The sequence below is a fragment of the Clostridium hydrogenum genome, from assembly GCF_021432385.1.
Classification (GTDB): domain Bacteria; phylum Bacillota; class Clostridia; order Clostridiales; family Clostridiaceae; genus Clostridium_S; species Clostridium_S hydrogenum.
In genome coordinates this window covers 82,747-100,069 of sequence record NZ_JAEACT010000003.1, presented here as the reverse complement: position 1 = coordinate 100,069, position 17,323 = coordinate 82,747, and the positions used below count along the sequence as shown (strand labels likewise).

Sequence of the window (17,323 nt, the reverse complement as noted above, 5' to 3'; positions counted from 1 at the left end):
GAGAGGTGAACTTATTTATATGGAAAATAAAATGAAAAAGGTTGTTGATATTGCTCTTGAAAAATATCCAGCTAAAGCCTATAAAAATAGAAAAAACCATATTGTAATAAAAACTAATGAAAATCCAAAACCTCAAATTAATGCAAATGTAAGGACAGTACCGGGAGTAATCACTTCAAGGGGCTGTTGCTATGCTGGCTGTAAAGGTGTTGTCATGGGTCCAATAAAAGATATGGTGCATATAACTCACGGACCTATTGGATGTTCCTTTTATACTTGGGGAGGAAGAAGATTTAAATCTAAAGTAGAAGATGGAGGACAAAACTTTACTGAATATGTATTTTCAACAGATATGCAGGAAAGCGATATAGTTTTTGGTGGAGTAAATAAACTGAGAAATGCAATAAAAGAGGCAGTTGAAATTTTTCATCCTAAAGCTATAGGTATTTATGCTACATGTCCTGTAGGGCTTATTGGTGATGATATAAATGCAGTAGCCCAGGAGTCTAAAAAATTATATGGAATTAATGTTATTGCCTTTAGCTGTGAGGGGTATAGAGGTGTAACTCAATCAGCAGGTCATCATATTGCCAATAATGGAGTTATGAAGGAAATAATCGGTACTGGAAATTGGAAGCATAAGAAATATTCAATAAACATACTTGGAGAATATAATATAGGCGGAGACGCGTGGGAAATGGAGAGATTTCTAAAAAAGATAGGCTATAATATTGTGACAACTTTAACGGGCGATGCAGCTTACGAGGAAATTCAAAATGCCCATACAGCAGATGTAAATTTAGTTCAATGCCATAGATCCATAAATTATATAGCTGAAATGATGGATACTAAGTATGGAATTCCATGGATGAAGTGCAATTTTATAGGTATACAAGGTACTATAGATACTTTAAGAAATTTAGCAAAGTTTTTTGATGAAAAGGAACTTTATGATAGAACGGAACAGGTTATATCAGAAGAACTTTCAGAAATAGAAGGAGAAATTGAATATTATAAGCAAAAGCTTCAGGGAAAAGTTGCCTGCTTATTTGTAGGTGGTTCTAGATCGCATACCTATCAAGTACTTTTAAAGGATCTTGGGATTAAAACAATAGTAGCTGGCTATGAATTTGCTCATCGTGATGATTATGAAGGAAGAGAAGTTATTCCTACAATAAAAACAGATGCCGATAGTAAAAATATACCGGAATTAACTATTACCCCTGATGATGAAAAATTTAGAGTAATATTACCAAAAGAAAAAGAAGCTGAGCTTAGAAGTCAGGGTGTTCCAATTGAATATTATGGTGGAATGATTAAGGAAATGGATGAAAACACCATTGCAGTTGATGACATGAATTATCATGAGATGCACACCTTTATAAAAAAATTAAATCCAGATATGTTTTTAACAGGTATAAAGGAAAAGTATGCTATTGAGAAGCAAGGAGTATTGTCAAGACAGCTTCATTCCTATGATTATACTGGACCGTATGCAGGCTTTAAGGGTGCTGTTATATTTGCAAGGGAGCTTGCAGCAGGAATTTATACACCAGCCTGGAGGTATGTTACTCCACCGTGGAAAAAGGAAGCTTTAATAGAAGGAAAAGTTGTTGGAGGTGAAGAGTGATGTTAGATGTTACACCTAAGGAATTAGTAGATAGAAAATATTTAAGAATAAATCCAGCTAAAACTTGCCAGCCAGTAGGAGCAATGTATGCGGCACTTGGAATTCACAACTGTCTTCCACATAGCCATGGTTCACAAGGCTGTTGCTCTTACCACAGGACAGTGCTTTCGAGACATTTTAAAGAACCAGCGGCAGCCACTTCAAGTTCTTTTACAGAAGGTGCTAGTGTTTTTGGAGGCGGTGCAAATGTAAAAACTGCAGTTAAGAATATATTTGCGCTTTATAACCCAGACATTATAGCTATCCACACAACTTGTCTTTCAGAAACTATAGGAGATGACTTGCCAACTTATATAAGAGAGATGGATATACCAGAGGGAAAAATAGTTATTCATGCAAATACTCCAAGCTATATAGGCTCCCATGTTACTGGATTTTCAAACATGGTAAAAGGAATGGTTTCTTATCTTTCTAAGAGTAATGGAAAGAAAAATGGAAAGGTTAATATAATACCAGGTTTTGTAAGCCCAGCAGATATGAAGGAGATGAAGAGGATATTTAGCGTTATGAATATACCGTATATTATATTTCCAGATACAAGTGGTGTATTTGATGCTCCTAACACTGGGAAATTTAGTATGTTTCCAAAAGGGGGAGCTACAATTGAGGACATAACAGATGCAGGAAATTCTAGTACTACCTTTGCTTTTGGAAGCTATGCTTCTGAACTTGGAGCTAAAACTCTTGAAAAAAAATGTAAGGTTCCCTTTAAAACGCTTAAAACTCCTATTGGCATAGATGCAATGGATGAACTTTTAATGACTTTAGCTAAGTATGCAGGAAAGGAGATTCCAGAAGAGCTTGAAAATGAAAGAGGACAATTAGTTGACTTAATGCTTGATAGCTATCAATACTTTCATGGTAAAAAAGTGGCAATAGTTGGTGATCCAGATATAGTTATTCCTCTTACTCAATTTACGCTTGCATTAGGAATGATACCTAAATATATAATAACAGGGACTCCGGGACAAGAATTTGAAAATGTAATTAAAAAGATGATTAAGGAATCAGAAGTTGAAGAAGAGTGTAAGGTTAAAGCTGAAAGTGATTTTTTTGAAATACATCAATGGATAAAAAACGAGGGTGTAGATTTACTTATGTCAAATACTTATGGAAAATTTATTGCCAGAGCAGAGAATATTCCATTTGTTCGCTTTGGATTTCCCATAATGGATAGATATGGGCACCAGTATACGCCAATGGTTGGATATAATGGAGCTATAAAACTTGTAGAAGCTATGTGTAATGCAATGCTAGATAAGATTGAGAGAGAATGCAGTGACGAAGACTTTGAAGTAGTTAGATAGAACGAGACTTAAGTCAGAGTACAAAGTACAGAGTACAGAGTACAGTGAAGGATGATTTTTCTCCGCTATGCTTCGAAAAATCTACAACTTAATGCTTGCGCATGCCATAAGATACAGGGCTTGGTGCAGCTGAATCAATTAAGTTTTAAAATTTGTCTGAGATAAGCGAAAGGTAAATCTACATTTACTCTACTCTCTACTCTTTACTCTCTACTCTGATTCAAATTGTAATTTAACAGGATGAATTTGGTGCAAGCAATTTTAACTTTTGAAATTGCTTATCTACATAATAAAGGGGGGTAATATTATGGAGTTAGAATCGCAGGTTTTAGAGGATAGAAAGGAATTTGTTTGTTACAATTCTAAAAATAAAGCTTCAAAGCTTAGGTGTGATGAAGATAGTGTATCTGGTGCAGTAAGCCAAAGAGCTTGCGTTTACTGTGGGGCTAGGGTTGTGCTGAATCCTATAACAGATGCATTTCACTTAATTCATGGACCTATTGGATGTGCAAGCTATACTTGGGATTTAAGAGGGAGCTTAACAAGTGGCTCTGAAATATTTAGAAATAGTTATTCTACAGATTTGAGTGAAACAGATGTAATATTTGGTGGAGAAAAAAAATTGGTAGCAGCTATAGATGAAATTGTAGAAAAATTTAATCCTAAGGTGATTTTTGTTTATGCAACCTGTATTGTTGGTGTTATTGGAGATGATATAGATGCGGTTTGCAAAAGAGCTGAAGAAAAGTACCCTTTAAGAGTAATACCTGTAAAATCGCCAGGGTTTTCTGGAAATAAGGCAAGCGGGTATAGAGCAGCCTGTAATGCTATTTTAAAGCTTATAGGAAATAAAAAAAGTAAAAATAAAATTAATGGTATTAATTATCTTGGGGATTTTAATCTAGCTGGTGAAGTTTGGGTAATTCAAAGTTATTTAAAGAGAATAGGAATTGAAGTTGTAGCTAAAATTACTGGGGATAGTAAATGTGATGAACTTTTAAAAGCACCAGAGGCAAAATTAAATATAGTTCAATGTGCTGGTTCTATGGAATATTTGGGTAAAAAGATGGAGGAGCTTTATGACATACCATATATTAGAGTTAGCTTTCTTGGAGTAGCTGATACTGAAAATTCTATTCTTCAAATTGCAAGTCTTTTGGGCGATGAAGCAGTCATGATAAAGGCAGAAAAATTTATATCAGTAGAAAAGGCAAAAATACAGAAAACTATTGAATATTATAGGAAAAGGCTAATTGGTAAAAAAGCGGCTATATATGTTGGCGGTGGTTATAAGGCAATATCTTTAATAAAACAATTTAATGAACTTGGAATTGAAACTGTAATGGTTGGAACTCAAACAGGGAAACCGCGGGATTATGAAATTATTAAGAGTATTACAAAAGAAGGAACAGTTATATTAGATGATGCTAACCCCTACGAACTTGAAAAATTTATGCTTGAAAAGGGGGCAGATATACTTGTTGGAGGTGTTAAAGAAAGACCTCTTGCTTATAAGCTTGGAGTTGCTTTTTGTGATCATAACCATGAAAGAAAACACATTTTATCAGGGTTTGAGGGAGCAGTTAATTTTGCAGAAGAAATAGATTTAACGGTTAATAGTCCCGTTTGGAAATATGTATAGCTTAAGGAGATGATTGAAATGCCAAACAAAAATATGGTTAATGTGGATGTAAACCCATGCAAAATGTGTATGCCAATGGGCGGAATCATGGCTTTTAAAGGTATTGAGAATAATATGGTAATATTGCATGGTTCACAGGGTTGCAGTACATATATTAGAAGGCATATGGCAACTCATTATAATGAACCTGTGGATATAGCTTCTTCAGCACTAACAGAGAATGGAACGGTGTATGGCGGAACCGAGAATCTTAAAAAAGGGTTGAAAAATATGATAAAACTATATAATCCGTCAACTATAGGCGTAATGACAACTTGCCTTGCAGAAACTATAGGAGAAGATATAAAAAGGATAATAGCTGAGTTTTGCGAAGAAGAAAAAGAAATTACAGATAAAATAGAAATAATACCAGTTTCCACGCCTGGATATGGCGGTACACAATTTGAAGGATATTACTGGGCTTTAAGAAAAATAATTGAAAGGCTTTGCACTGAAAAATCTATAAACTTTCAAAGTATTAATATTATTTGTGCTAACTTAAATCCTGGAGATGTAAGAAATATAAAGGAAATATTAAATTGCTTTGGAATTCAGTACACTATTTTTCCTGATATATCAAATACACTGGATTCCCCTCATAATGATAAATATTTAAGAATTCCTAAAGGAGGAACAAAGGTAGAGGATATTAGGAAAATGTCTGGAGCCATGGCGACTATTGAAATGGGAATGACAGTTTCAGAAGAACAATCTCCAGGAGCCTACTTAAGAGATAAGTTTGGAGTTCCATTGTATAAATGTGGCATCCCCATTGGTATTAGAAATACAGAAGAATTTATTAAATTGATATCAAAAATAAGTGGAATATCGGTTCCAGAAGAATTTGACATTCAAAGGGGAAGATACCTAGACGGCATGATAGATAATCATAAGTATACAGGAAAAGCAAGGGTAATAATATATGGTGAACCAGAGCTTGTACTAGCTGCGGCAAGAACATGTTTAGAAAATGGCGTTACTATAAAGCTTGCTGCTGTTGGAACAAAAAATAAATTGATAAAGTCTCAGCTTGTAGATGAAATAAAAAATCAAAAAGAGGATGGAATAATTCTAGACGATACTGATTTCGCGACTATAGAGGAATATGCAAAAAAGTTTAAAGTAAATTTGTTTATTGGAAATTCTGATGGAAGAAGAATGGCAAAAAGGCTTGGAATTAAAATAATAAGAATAGGATTTCCTGTACATGACAGGGTAGGTGCACAGAGAAAAATTATAACAGGTTATAATGGCTCAGCGGTGCTTATAGATGAGATATCAAATGCTATGTTAGAAATAACAGAAAATACTTTTAGACAAAAAGCTTATGATGAATATTATGTTCCTACATTAAATATAGGAAAGAAAGAAAAATTAGAAAATAAAACTTGTACACATCCATGCTTTAGTGATGACGCACATAAATATGCCAGAATGCATATACCAGTTGCACCTAAATGTAATATAAGCTGTAATTATTGCAGTAGAAAATACGATTGTGTAAATGAAAGTAGACCTGGAGTTACAAGTGAGGTTTTGTCTCCGCTTGAGGCACTTGAAAAATTCAAGATTGTTAGGACTAGGATGAGGAACTTAACAGTAGTAGGTATAGCAGGGCCAGGGGATGCTCTTGCAAATTTTAATGAAACTAAAAAAACTTTAGAACTCATAAAAAAAGAAAGTCCAGAGACCACTTTTTGTTTGTCGACTAATGGGCTTATGCTTCCCTTTTATGCGAGTGAACTTATAAATTTAGGTGTTTCTCATGTTACAGTTACTATAAATGCAGTTGATAAAAAAATTGGAGCTAAAATATATAAAGAAGTAAATTATCTAGGAAATAAATACGTAGGTGAAGATGGTGCAGAAATACTTTTGAATAATCAAATATCAGGACTTAAATATTTGTGTTCTAAGGGTATAGTTTGTAAAGTGAATATTGTTATGCTTAAAGGAATAAATGATTGGCATATAAAGGATGTAGTTAAAAAAGTCAAAGAATGTGGAGCATATATGACTAATATAATGCAGATGATTCCGGTAAAAGGAAGTGCATTTGAAAAGCTTCCTCTGGTAACTAAAATGGAAATAGATCAAAAAAGAAAAGAATGCGAAATTGATATAAAACAAATGTACCATTGTAAGCAGTGCAGAGCAGATGCAATAGGTACTCTAGATACGGATTGCTCAATAGATTTTAGGGGAATTACCTGCGAAGCAGGTTGCAAAGGTGGCTGTCAAAAGATCGAAGAGAAAGAAATAGAAAAAAACAGTAAAGTATATAAATTTGCTATATCCTCTAGATCCGGAGTTAATATAGATCAGCATTTCGGACATGCTACTGAATTTTTTATTTACACATACAATAAAGGCAAGATCAGATTTTTGGAGAAAAGAGATGTTGATAAATATTGTACTGGAATATTAAATTGTGATGATCATGAGGATAAGATAACAAAAACTATTAAAACAGTTAAAGATTGCGATGCCGTTTTAGCGCTTAGAGTTGGATTTGAACCACGAAAAAAGTTAGAGGAAGCTGGAATAAAAGTTATGGAAATGTATGACACTGTAAATAATGGTATAAAATTAGCTGTGAAAAAAATTGAATTAGAAATAAGAGAAGGTGTATTAAATGATTAAAAAGCGAGCAGTATTTTTTATTTCTACCTTGATGGTAATAGTATTTTTAATGTGTTCATGCTCTAGTGTAAGTTCTAAAAAAGTAACTGCTGTTAAAAAAGCTCCCAAGGAAAAAATAATAGTTTTAGCAGCAGCAAGTCTTACAGAAGCTTTTACAGAAATGGGGAAGGATATTAAAAAAGAAAAAAACATTGAAATCTCCTTCGATTTTGCGGGAAGTCAGCAGCTTGTAACTTTAATTGAGCAGGATGTATCTGCCGACGTATTTGCATCTGCGGATACTAAAAATATGGATAAGGTAATAAATGAGAAAAAGGTAGAAGGCAGCACTATATTTACTAAAAACCAGCTGGTAATTGGTAAATACAAGGACAGTAAAATAAATATTGATTCACTAAAAGACTTGGCAAAGAATGGAGTTAAAATTGTAGTTGGTGATAAATCGGTACCTTGTGGAGCATATTTTTATAAGGCAATTAATGAGGCAGTTGTTGATAAAGTTATTGATAAAGATACTTACAATAAAATTTTGAAAAATATTAAAAGCAGTGAATTAAATGTTAAAGATATTGTAAGTAAAGTTGCAATGGGAAATGCTGATGTTGGAATAGTATATAAAACTGATATAAACAAATCAAATCAAGATAAAATTCAAATTATAATGGATAAAGAGTTTTCAAAGCAAAATGTAGAATACCCTGTAGCAATTATAAGTGCATCTAATCATAAAAAAGCAGCTAAAACCTTTCTTAGGTACCTTACTTCTAATAAAGGAAAGGCTTTGATGAATAAATATGGCTTTACTGTAAAATAGATTTTATTCGTAGGAGGTTTATTATGGTTGAAGATGATATAAAGTTAAAAAAAGGGTATACAGGTGCAATGCTAAAAACAATTAGAAAAGGCTTTGTTATGGATAGAATATTATCTCCTACCATAAGTTGTATGGCCGCAATTTATATTCTTTTCCTTATATTTCCTATTTTAGCCTTAATGAAATATGCAGGAATATACAATATAATAAAAAATATATGTAACACAGAAAATTTTAATTGTATACTTTTAAGCTTGGCAACTTCTTTGATTTCACTTTTAATAACCTTTATTTTGGGTACTGCTATGGCTTTTTATATAGCGGGGATATCAAACAATAAAGTAGCCAAATTACTTGATATCATAGTAGAAATGCCAATTGTTTTGCCTCCAGCAGTTGCTGGTATTGCTCTTTTATTAGCTTTAGGAAATGGTGGATTTATAGGAAGCCTTTTAGCACAGCACAATATAGATATTGTATTCACACCTATAGCTGTTGTAATTGCACAGGTATTTGTATCGTCTGCATTTTATGTTAGAGTGCTTAGAGATTCTATAAGAAGTGTGCCACATGAAATTTTTGAAGCAACCTATGTTTTTGGAGCAGGTAAAGTTGAAACAAATATAAGGGTTATAATTCCAATGCTTAAAAATTCCATAATATCAGGACTTATACTGGCATGGGTTAGATCAATGGGGGAATTTGGAGCAACCCTTATGTTTGCAGGAAATATACTTAATAAAACAAGAACTATTCCACTTGAAATATATACACTTATGCAATGTGATATAAAGGCAGCTACTGCATTTGCAGCAATATTGTATATATTATCATTTTCCATGCTTCTTATAGTAAGAATGAATCAAAAGGAGGATGAATAATGGCTGTCATAGTTAATGGTAAGAAAAAATTTATAATAGATAGATCTATACCTGAAATAGTCAGAAAATTAGATATATTAGAAAAAAAAGATCTCGTTGAATATGTTGATTTACTTGCTGCAATAGGTGTCGACATAATTGAAATTGATATTAGATCCATTAATCAAATAGGAAACTTTCATAAAAACATTATTTATGCAGTTAGGGTAGAAGCGGAGGAAGATATTGGGCAAATTAAGGATTATAATTTTAGATATGTAATTATGAATTGTAATTTAGCTAGAAATATGAAAAATTACGTAATAGCAAAGATGAATAATTGGAAAATTATATTAGAAATAGATATTGAAACAATTAATGATGATTTTTTGAATGAAAACTATGAGATTTTAAATAATTTCAATATAGCATCAATTAGATTTAACAATGTGAAAAAATATAATTTTAATAGCTGGAGTAAGTTTATAAAGAACATAAAAAATGAATTTTCTGTATTAATAGATTTTTGTCCTCAAAATGAATATTTTGCCGCAACAGCAATAGCTATAGAAGGCTGTTTGGATGGGGCTGATTTTATCACAACAGCATTTAATGGAGAAAAATATGGATTTGCAGCTTTAGAAGAGGTTATGCTTGCGCTTAAGGTAATAAATAGTGGGGAGTTTACTGGTAATTTAAAATTGATTAGTAAAATTAAAATAATATATGAGAAACTTGTAAACCAGAAGATTTTTGCTATGAAGCCTATACTAGGGGATGATATTTTTAAATATGAATCTGGTATTCATGTAGACGGAATAGAAAAAAATGAAAAAACTTATGAACCGTATAGCCCATGTGAGATAGGCGCAGAGAGGCAAATGTTTATTGGCAAGCATTCTGGTAAAAAAGCAGTTGTTACTAAATTAGCACAATTAAATCTTAATCCAAATAAAATTGATGTTGATGAACTTTTAAGAAACATACGAAGTAAAAGTGTAAATTTAAGAAGGAATATTTTAGACAAAGAATTGATTAAACTATATGCAAATATGACTAATAAAATTTGAAGCTTATGCCTTATCTTTAGTAATTGGAGGTGAGAAAAATATGAGTATTAAAATTGTTGATACAACATTGAGGGATGGTGAACAGAAAGCTGGTATAGCTTTAGGCACAAAAGAAAAAGTAGAAATTGCTAAAATTCTTAATGATATTGGGATATTTCAAATTGAAGCTGGTATAGCAGCTATGGGGGGAGATGAAAAGGAGAGTATAAAAGAAATAGCTGCATTAGGACTTGAAAGTAAAATATCATCATGGAATAGAATGAACATTAAGGATATTAATGAATCTATGGAATGTTCTGTGGATATAATTCATATATCAGCTCCAGTATCTGATATTCAAATTGAAGAAAAATTAAAAAAGAATAAAAGTTGGGTACTTGAAAATATTAAAAAGTGTGTTAAATACACATTAGATAAGGGATATGAGGTGACGGTTGGATTAGAGGATGCCTCAAGGGCAGATGTAAATTTCCTTATAGAAATTTGTAAGTTACTTTACGACATTGGTGTTAAAAGAGTGAGATATGCTGATACTGTTGGTATTTTATATCCAAGAAGAGTTTTTTATCAAATAAACAAAATAAGAGAGGCTGTACCAATAGAAATAGAAATGCATGCCCATAATGATTTTGGTATGGCAATAATAAATTCACTAGGGGCTTTGAAGGCTGGAGCTGAATATGTTGATTGTACTGTTACTGGAATAGGCGAGAGGGCAGGTAACTGTGATTTCTTAGAATTTTCAGAAACTATTTATAAATTGTATGGTGAAAAAACGTATTTAAATAAATTTAGTGAGCTGAAGAAAAAAGAAAGCATTATAAAGAAATTAATAGGATAAATATAGATTATAAAAATTTTTTGTGTCAAGCATTTTTGAAAATGTCCTAAAAAGTTTTAATTATTAGCACCAGTTTTTGCTGGTGCTTTATTAATGGTCTGACTCTATTTTAAGGTATGGCAAATAAACCTTAAAAATCTTCGATTTTTAAGAAAATAGATTTATAAATTTATGCTATGCTTTCCTTTTGCCTATGAGCTTGCTTACTACAATACTGTTCAAATGAAGCCTGCTTCCAAGGATGACTCATAGGTGGTATGTAGCGTTTCTTTGGAACTTTTGTAGTTTGTGCAAGATCAAAGTTCTTTGACGAGGGAACATGATCTGGAAGCAATTCAAGGGCATAAATTTTTTCGTTAACAGAAAATAATAATTCATTGTTAAACGCATTTATAACTAATCCGGAGGTTCCCTTATGATAATATACAGGGTGTCCATTAGTATCTACAGGAAGATAATATCTTTTATTGTATTTTACACAACTTCCGCTGTCTATTTTCCTACCAGCAAGCACAGCAAGAGTTAAATTGATTTTTTCAATATTGGGTTGCGTTTCAAACACAGATTTGATATTATCAACAGGTAAAGCAAATCGAGCATTGAATTTTTTTATGTAGGAGTTTAAAAATTCATTTGCTTGCTCAATTGTGCTTATACCAGATAAACGCAGTTCTATAGGGAGCCGCGATTGTAGAGTTTCAAACATGCGTTCCACACGTCCTTTTGCTTGTGGAACGCTACTGGTTTTTATTTCAATTCCTAATTGCTTACATGCGTAACCAAATTGAGTAAATGTGTCATCTTCTATTGAAGATGACTTTTTCATTTTGTATTCGAAAACAGTACGTTTATCAGTGTAAAACATATAAGGAATGCCATAAGTAGTTAATATCTGATAAAGCACATGATAATAGCCATTAAGGGTTTCTTGATTATCAAAATAAGCACCTACAATTGATCCAGTAGCATCATCCACAGCTATATGAAGCTGTGTTTTATTTTCACCAAACCAAAGATGAACAGAAGCATCCATTTGAAGCATTTCACCAAAATAAGCACATCTAGGACGTCTAGGATGAGCATCTTCTATATCAAGGATAGTATTTTGAATGGTAGTGGCTTCTTTTTTTGATTTAGTATCTTTTTGTAAGTCTCTAAGCTTGTTACACAAAGCTTTTTTAGAAGAACGCTTTGCCTTAGGGGATAGGATGAATTCCTGTAAAAGGATAGAACGTATAGTTGTTGCTGAGACTTTTATTTCTTCCCTTTCTTCTAAGAGCTCAGAAAAATGTGTTAGATTTGCATCTTCATATTTTGTTTTGTATAAATCTATAATATCTTTTTTTACTGAATCATCTATAGTATGAGATGGCTTTTTTCCACAATTGCCATGAACAAAAAAAGCTTTTCCTTTTTCTTTATACCCATTAATCATTCTGTTGATATGTCTAACAGTGCACCCTAACTCAATTGCTGCTCTCTGCTTGCTACCGTTACTATCTATTAACTTCTTAATAACTTTATATTTTAATTCTTCATTCATTTTTAAATACACCTTTCTCATTATGTCCTCCTCATTTCTAGCAATGAGGTTTATTATACTATAAATTTTATTTTTTGGGACATAATCAAATGTGGTACACTAAGACATTATCACTTTTCAATCATAGATAAATATAGATTATAAAAATTTTTTGTTTACAAAATGTAAGATTAATGTTAACATGTACTTGTTATTAATTAATATTGTTTTTAGTGCTGGGGGTGCCATTTTTGGCTGAGAGAGGTTTTTAAAACTTTAACCCTTTGAACCTGATGCGGATAACACCGACGAAGGAAAGCTTAATTCACATGTAGAATACATGAGCGCTATTTTTAAAAGTAGCGCTCTTTATTTTGCTTAAAATTAAAGGGAGCGTAATATGTTTGTTGATGCACATAATCATTTAGACTTTTTTAAGGATAAGGAAAAATTAGAAAAGGCTCTTCATATTATTAAAGAAGATAACATAGTTACACTTGGCTGTTCTATGGATGTTGAAAGTTATAATTTCACTAAAAAGCTTAGTAAGGATAATAAAAATATAATACCTTGCTTTGGAATTCATCCTTGGGAAGCACATAATAATTATAAAAAATTGGATATGTTTGAAAGTTACATAAGGGAATGTAAGGTTATTGGAGAAATAGGACTAGATTTTGTTTGGGTAACTGAAAAGGATAAATATCCTAGTATGATAAGTGTTTTTGAATATTTTATAAGTAAGGCTAGAGAATATAACAAAATTACGAATATGCATACTAAAGGTGCAGAAGAGAAAATACTTACATATATAAAAGAGTATGAATTAAAAAGTCCAATAATACATTGGTACAGCGGAGATTTAGAAGTATTAAAAAAATTAATAGATTATGGTTGCTATTTTACTATAAGTGTTGATATAGGTTACTCAAGTTTGACAGAAGAAATAGTTAAATTGGTACCTTTAAATAAAATTTTAACAGAAACAGATGGACCAACTTCATTAGAATGGGTAAATGGTAAGTATGGTTATCCACATGAAGTAAAAAATATAGTAAAGCAAATTTCAGCTATAAAAAGACTTCCATACGAGGAAACAAGAAATGAAATTTTTCAAAATTTAAAATTAATGTTAGAGAAAGAAGGAGTAAAATTATGAAATCAATAAATGTTAGTTTGCAAATAATCCCAAATGTGCCTGAGGAGAGGATATATCCAGTAGTTGACAAGGTTATAGAATATATAAAGTCAACAGGTGTTAAACATATAGTAGGGCCAATGGAAACTACTATGGAGGGTGATTTAGATACTCTTATGGAAATTGTGAAAAAGGCACAAGATATATGTATTAAAGAAGGGGCTTCAAGAGTTGCATCTGTTGTAAAAATAGATTACAAAGCTGAAGGCGTGACTATGGATGAAAAAGTTGGAAAGTATCAAAAATAAATTATATCCCATAATTACTTTAGTTGTATGCATAATACTTTGGCAGGTTATTGTAGAAGTAAAGAAGGTCCCAGCATATATAGTTCCGTCACCAATAGAGATAGTTAAAACACTTGTAAGTGACTTTAATGTAATAATTGAAAATACAAAAGTAACCATATATGAATCTATTGTAGGCTTTATTATATCAATATTTTTGTCTTTTGTACTTGCAGTTCTTATGGACAGCTTTGAAATAGTTAAAAAATCAATTTATCCAATTTTAATAATTTCTCAAACAATACCAACGATAGCAATTGCTCCATTGTTTATAATATGGTTTGGTTTTGGGACGATGCCTAAAATTATAGTGGTAATTATAACTTGTTTTTTCCCAATAGTTATAAGCATTATGGATGGATTTGAAAAAGTTGACAAGGATTATATTAATTTATTTAAAACCATGAAAGCATCAAAATTTCAAACTTTTTATCATTTAAAGCTTCCTTATGCTATGGTTAATTTATTTTCAGGAATAAAAATAGCAGCAACTTATATGATAATGGCTTCAGTAATAGGGGAATGGCTTGGAGGCGACAGCGGCATAGGTGTATATATGGTTAGAGCCAAAAGCGCCTATGCTTTGGATAAAGTTTTTGCGGCAATTTTAGTTATAGTTGTAGTAAGTATATTAATTATATATATTATAGAGTTCATAGGTAAAAAATTAATACATTGGAAATGATACATTAGGGAGGGATTTACAGTGAAAAAAAATAAAATAGTAGCTTTATTCGCAACATTAATGATAAGTGTAGTAGTATTTTCTGGATGCGGGGCTAGTAATGCAAAGGAAGGCACAAATAAAACTTTAGATAAAACCACTGTTATATTGGACTGGACACCAAATACAAATCATACAGGTATATATGTAGCTTTAAAGAAGGGTTACTACAAAAAAGAAGGCTTAGATGTTAAAGTGCAGCAGCCTGGAGATACAGCAGTTACAACGCTCATAGCTGCTGGAAAGGGAGACTTTGGTGTAAGTTACCAAGAGGATGTAACTTATGCACTTACTGGTGATTCACCATTGCCTGTTAAATCAATTGCCACTTTAATGGAACATAATACATCTGGTTTTGCTTCACCAAAGAGTAAAAATATAAAAACTGTTAAAGATTTTGAAGGAAAAGTTTATGGTGGATGGGGTTCACCATCAGAATCGGCTGTGCTAAAGGCAGTTATGGAGAAAAACGGAGCTGATTTTAGCAAGCTTAAGATAGTGAATACAGGAAATGATGATTTTTTTGCAGGAACAAAGAAAAATATAGATTTTGAATGGATTTTTGAAGGCTGGACAGGGATTGATGCAAAGCTAAAAGGCATTGACTTGAATTATATACCAGTTAAGGATTTGGATCCTGCGCTTGATTATTATACACCTATTTTAATAACAAACGATAAAATGATAAATGGAAATCCTGAAAAGGTAAAAAAATTCTTGAAAGCTACTGAGGAAGGATATCAGTATGCAATAAAAAATCCAGAGGAAAGTGCCAAAATACTTTGTTCATATGCTCCAGAGATAAATGAAAAATTAGCTGTAGAAAGTCAAAAATATATGGCAACTCATTATATTGCAGATGCGCCAAAATGGGGAATTGAAAAGGCAGAAGTATGGGATAGATATGCAAAATTCTTGAAGGAAAAAGGATTGATTAAAAAGGAGTTAAATTCGAAAGATGCATTCACAAACGAATTCTTGCCACAATAATGATAAGGATATAGTAATTAGTTTAAAAAATATAACTAAAAGTTTCGATAATAAAACTATACTTGAGAACATTTCAATTGATGTTAGGAAGGGAGAATTTGTTTCCATACTTGGACCAAGTGGCTGTGGAAAAAGCACCTTGTTCAATATAATAGCGAGACTAATTAATAAGGATGCTGGAAGTATTATGGTTTTAGGCAATATAGGGTATATGCAGCAAAAAGATTTACTATTGCCATGGAAAACTATTATGAACAATGTAGTCCTTCCTTTAGACATAAAAGGTTCCAATAAGAAAGAATCAAGACAAAAAGCATATGAATATATTAAGCTTATGGGGCTTCAAGGCTATGAAAATAAATATCCATATGAGCTTTCTGGAGGAATGAAACAAAGAGCTAGCTTTCTTAGAACCTTTCTTTCATCTGAGGAAATAATGCTTCTTGATGAACCTTTTGGAGCTTTAGATTCCATAACAAAGGGCAATATGCAAAAATGGATTTTAGAAATGAAAAAGATGGTTGAGAGAACCATACTTTTTATAACACATGACATTGAAGAGGCAATATTTTTATCTGATAAAATATATGTATTATCTTCAAAGCCGGGAATAATAAAAAAAGAAATAAATTTAGAATTTTATAAAGAGGATAAAATTAAAAGATTATTTACTAAAGAATTACTTGATATAAAACAAGAAATAATACAATTATTATGAATTGGATAAGGCACTCTGCCTTGTCCAATTTTTTTTATAAAATAGTGATTTAATTTATAAAATAGTAGTAATAATAAATATAGATAAGCAATTTGAAAAATTGAAATTGCTTATACCAAATTCATCCTGTTAAATTACAATTTGTCGAGGAGAAGCCAAAGTACAAAGTACAGAGTACAATGAAGGAGGATTTTTCTCCGTTATCACTACGAAAAATCTAAAAACTTATTTTTTTATTGCTACGCAATTGCGCTATTGATGGCGCTCAGCGAAGCTGACACCATTTAAGTTTAAGATTTGCATGAGTAAAACGAAAGGTAAATCATCCTTCTTTGTACTCTGTACTTTGTACTTTGTACTCTGCTCTAAAAATTGTAATTTATAAGGATAAACTTGGCATTTGTAATTTCGATTTTTCAAGTAATATATCTACAAACATATACAAGGGGGAATGTAATTGTGAAGAATATTTTAGAGGTTAATGGTGAAAAAAATATACCAGGTTTGCTTATAAGCATTATAGTTACAGAAGGAATAGGCGCTTTAAGCGGTTTTATAGGTGGAGCAGGAAAAATGGGATATAGCAATTTAAAAAAGCCTTTTTTTTCACCACCAGGATATGTATTTCCAATAGTTTGGTTTATATTATATTTTTTAATGGCAATAGCTTTCTATAGGATATGGATTAGCGGAAAGCAAGGTAAGGATGTAAAAAAAGCAATTATTTTATATGCAATACAACTTGGCTTAAATTTTATATGGTCAATAATATTTTTTAGATTTAATCTTTATGGTTTAGCATTTTTGGAATTACTTATTTTGTTTGTATTTATATTGCTTACAACTTTTGAGTTTTATAAAATTGATAAAGTATCAGCATATCTTATGATACCTTATATAATTTGGGTGTTCTTTGCAGGAATATTAAATTGTGCAGTATGGCTTTTGAATAGTTAATTTCTAATTTAGGAATTTTAA

15 protein-coding genes and 1 riboswitch are annotated in these 17,323 nt (G+C 31.7%); of the genes, 14 read left to right on the top strand and 1 reads right to left on the bottom strand.

The annotated features are described in order from the left end of the window. Positions 1–19 precede the first annotated feature (19 nt). The 8 genes from nifD to CUEA01_RS13665 all read left to right on the top strand — a co-directional run bounded on the left by nifD (position 20) and on the right by CUEA01_RS13665 (position 10,906). Positions 20–1,630 carry a nitrogenase molybdenum-iron protein alpha chain gene (gene nifD / locus CUEA01_RS13700; RefSeq protein ID WP_234122258.1) on the top strand — a complete coding sequence of 537 codons (1,611 nt, stop codon included), beginning with the start codon at positions 20–22 and terminating at the stop codon, positions 1,628–1,630. Then, positions 1,630–2,997, top strand: coding sequence for a nitrogenase molybdenum-iron protein subunit beta (gene nifK / locus CUEA01_RS13695; protein ID WP_234123347.1), 1,368 nt, complete (start codon positions 1,630–1,632; stop codon positions 2,995–2,997). The genes nifD and nifK overlap by 1 nt, the downstream gene beginning before the upstream one ends. A 307-nt stretch (positions 2,998–3,304) precedes the next feature. After that, a complete protein-coding gene (nifE, locus tag CUEA01_RS13690) occupies positions 3,305–4,639 on the top strand; it encodes a nitrogenase iron-molybdenum cofactor biosynthesis protein NifE (RefSeq protein WP_234122257.1) in 1,335 nt (444 codons plus the stop codon). Positions 4,640–4,657: 18 nt separating this feature from the next. Beyond that, complete coding sequence (nifB, locus tag CUEA01_RS13685; RefSeq protein ID WP_234122256.1) at positions 4,658–7,321, top strand: nitrogenase cofactor biosynthesis protein NifB; 2,664 nt, start codon at positions 4,658–4,660, stop codon at positions 7,319–7,321. Next, complete coding sequence (modA, locus tag CUEA01_RS13680) at positions 7,314–8,135, top strand: molybdate ABC transporter substrate-binding protein (protein ID WP_234122255.1); 822 nt, start codon at positions 7,314–7,316, stop codon at positions 8,133–8,135. Before nifB ends, modA begins: the two co-directional genes overlap by 8 nt. 23 nt (positions 8,136–8,158) lie before the next feature. Continuing rightward, entirely contained in the window at positions 8,159–9,016 is an 858-nt protein-coding gene (locus tag CUEA01_RS13675) for an ABC transporter permease (RefSeq protein WP_234122254.1), read from the top strand. Then, positions 9,016–10,065, top strand: coding sequence for a homocitrate synthase/isopropylmalate synthase family protein (locus CUEA01_RS13670; protein ID WP_234122253.1), 1,050 nt, complete (start codon positions 9,016–9,018; stop codon positions 10,063–10,065). The genes CUEA01_RS13675 and CUEA01_RS13670 overlap by 1 nt, the downstream gene beginning before the upstream one ends. A gap of 40 nt (positions 10,066–10,105) precedes the next feature. Continuing rightward, positions 10,106–10,906 (top strand): beta/alpha barrel domain-containing protein, encoded by an 801-nt coding sequence (locus CUEA01_RS13665; protein ID WP_234122252.1) that lies wholly within the window; start codon positions 10,106–10,108, stop codon positions 10,904–10,906. Positions 10,907–11,075: 169 nt separating this feature from the next. Here CUEA01_RS13665 and CUEA01_RS13660 read toward each other — a convergent pair whose 3' ends face one another. Next, positions 11,076–12,449 carry an ISNCY family transposase gene (locus CUEA01_RS13660; protein ID WP_456237147.1) on the bottom strand — a complete coding sequence of 458 codons (1,374 nt, stop codon included), beginning with the start codon at positions 12,447–12,449 and terminating at the stop codon, positions 11,076–11,078. Between the two features lie 207 nt (positions 12,450–12,656). Further along, positions 12,657–12,762, top strand: a riboswitch (TPP riboswitch). Positions 12,763–12,828: 66 nt separating this feature from the next. Between CUEA01_RS13660 and CUEA01_RS13655 the strand changes: the two genes are divergently transcribed. The 6 genes from CUEA01_RS13655 to CUEA01_RS13630 all read left to right on the top strand — a co-directional run bounded on the left by CUEA01_RS13655 (position 12,829) and on the right by CUEA01_RS13630 (position 17,302). Beyond that, positions 12,829–13,587 carry a TatD family hydrolase gene (locus CUEA01_RS13655; protein ID WP_234122251.1) on the top strand — a complete coding sequence of 253 codons (759 nt, stop codon included), beginning with the start codon at positions 12,829–12,831 and terminating at the stop codon, positions 13,585–13,587. Then, complete coding sequence (locus CUEA01_RS13650; RefSeq protein WP_234122250.1) at positions 13,584–13,874, top strand: thiamine-binding protein; 291 nt, start codon at positions 13,584–13,586, stop codon at positions 13,872–13,874. The genes CUEA01_RS13655 and CUEA01_RS13650 overlap by 4 nt, the downstream gene beginning before the upstream one ends. Beyond that, complete coding sequence (locus tag CUEA01_RS13645) at positions 13,846–14,598, top strand: ABC transporter permease (protein WP_234122249.1); 753 nt, start codon at positions 13,846–13,848, stop codon at positions 14,596–14,598. The genes CUEA01_RS13650 and CUEA01_RS13645 overlap by 29 nt, the downstream gene beginning before the upstream one ends. A 21-nt stretch (positions 14,599–14,619) precedes the next feature. Beyond that, entirely contained in the window at positions 14,620–15,627 is a 1,008-nt protein-coding gene (locus CUEA01_RS13640; protein WP_234122248.1) for an ABC transporter substrate-binding protein, read from the top strand. After that, complete coding sequence (locus CUEA01_RS13635) at positions 15,596–16,345, top strand: ABC transporter ATP-binding protein (RefSeq protein WP_234122247.1); 750 nt, start codon at positions 15,596–15,598, stop codon at positions 16,343–16,345. Before CUEA01_RS13640 ends, CUEA01_RS13635 begins: the two co-directional genes overlap by 32 nt. 459 nt (positions 16,346–16,804) lie before the next feature. Further along, a complete protein-coding gene (locus CUEA01_RS13630; protein ID WP_234122246.1) occupies positions 16,805–17,302 on the top strand; it encodes a TspO/MBR family protein in 498 nt (165 codons plus the stop codon). Positions 17,303–17,323 lie beyond the last annotated feature (21 nt).

Coding starts and splice junctions, on each gene's coding strand:
- nifD (WP_234122258.1), top strand. CDS start 20: ATGGAAAATAAAATGAAAAAGGTTGTTGATATTGCTCTTGAAAAATAT.
- nifK (WP_234123347.1), top strand. CDS start 1,630: ATGTTAGATGTTACACCTAAGGAATTAGTAGATAGAAAATATTTAAGA.
- nifE (WP_234122257.1), top strand. CDS start 3,305: ATGGAGTTAGAATCGCAGGTTTTAGAGGATAGAAAGGAATTTGTTTGT.
- nifB (WP_234122256.1), top strand. CDS start 4,658: ATGCCAAACAAAAATATGGTTAATGTGGATGTAAACCCATGCAAAATG.
- modA (WP_234122255.1), top strand. CDS start 7,314: ATGATTAAAAAGCGAGCAGTATTTTTTATTTCTACCTTGATGGTAATA.
- CUEA01_RS13675 (WP_234122254.1), top strand. CDS start 8,159: ATGGTTGAAGATGATATAAAGTTAAAAAAAGGGTATACAGGTGCAATG.
- CUEA01_RS13670 (WP_234122253.1), top strand. CDS start 9,016: ATGGCTGTCATAGTTAATGGTAAGAAAAAATTTATAATAGATAGATCT.
- CUEA01_RS13665 (WP_234122252.1), top strand. CDS start 10,106: ATGAGTATTAAAATTGTTGATACAACATTGAGGGATGGTGAACAGAAA.
- CUEA01_RS13660 (WP_456237147.1), bottom strand. CDS start 12,449: ATGAATGAAGAATTAAAATATAAAGTTATTAAGAAGTTAATAGATAGT.
- CUEA01_RS13655 (WP_234122251.1), top strand. CDS start 12,829: ATGTTTGTTGATGCACATAATCATTTAGACTTTTTTAAGGATAAGGAA.
- CUEA01_RS13650 (WP_234122250.1), top strand. CDS start 13,584: ATGAAATCAATAAATGTTAGTTTGCAAATAATCCCAAATGTGCCTGAG.
- CUEA01_RS13645 (WP_234122249.1), top strand. CDS start 13,846: ATGAAAAAGTTGGAAAGTATCAAAAATAAATTATATCCCATAATTACT.
- CUEA01_RS13635 (WP_234122247.1), top strand. CDS start 15,596: ATGCATTCACAAACGAATTCTTGCCACAATAATGATAAGGATATAGTA.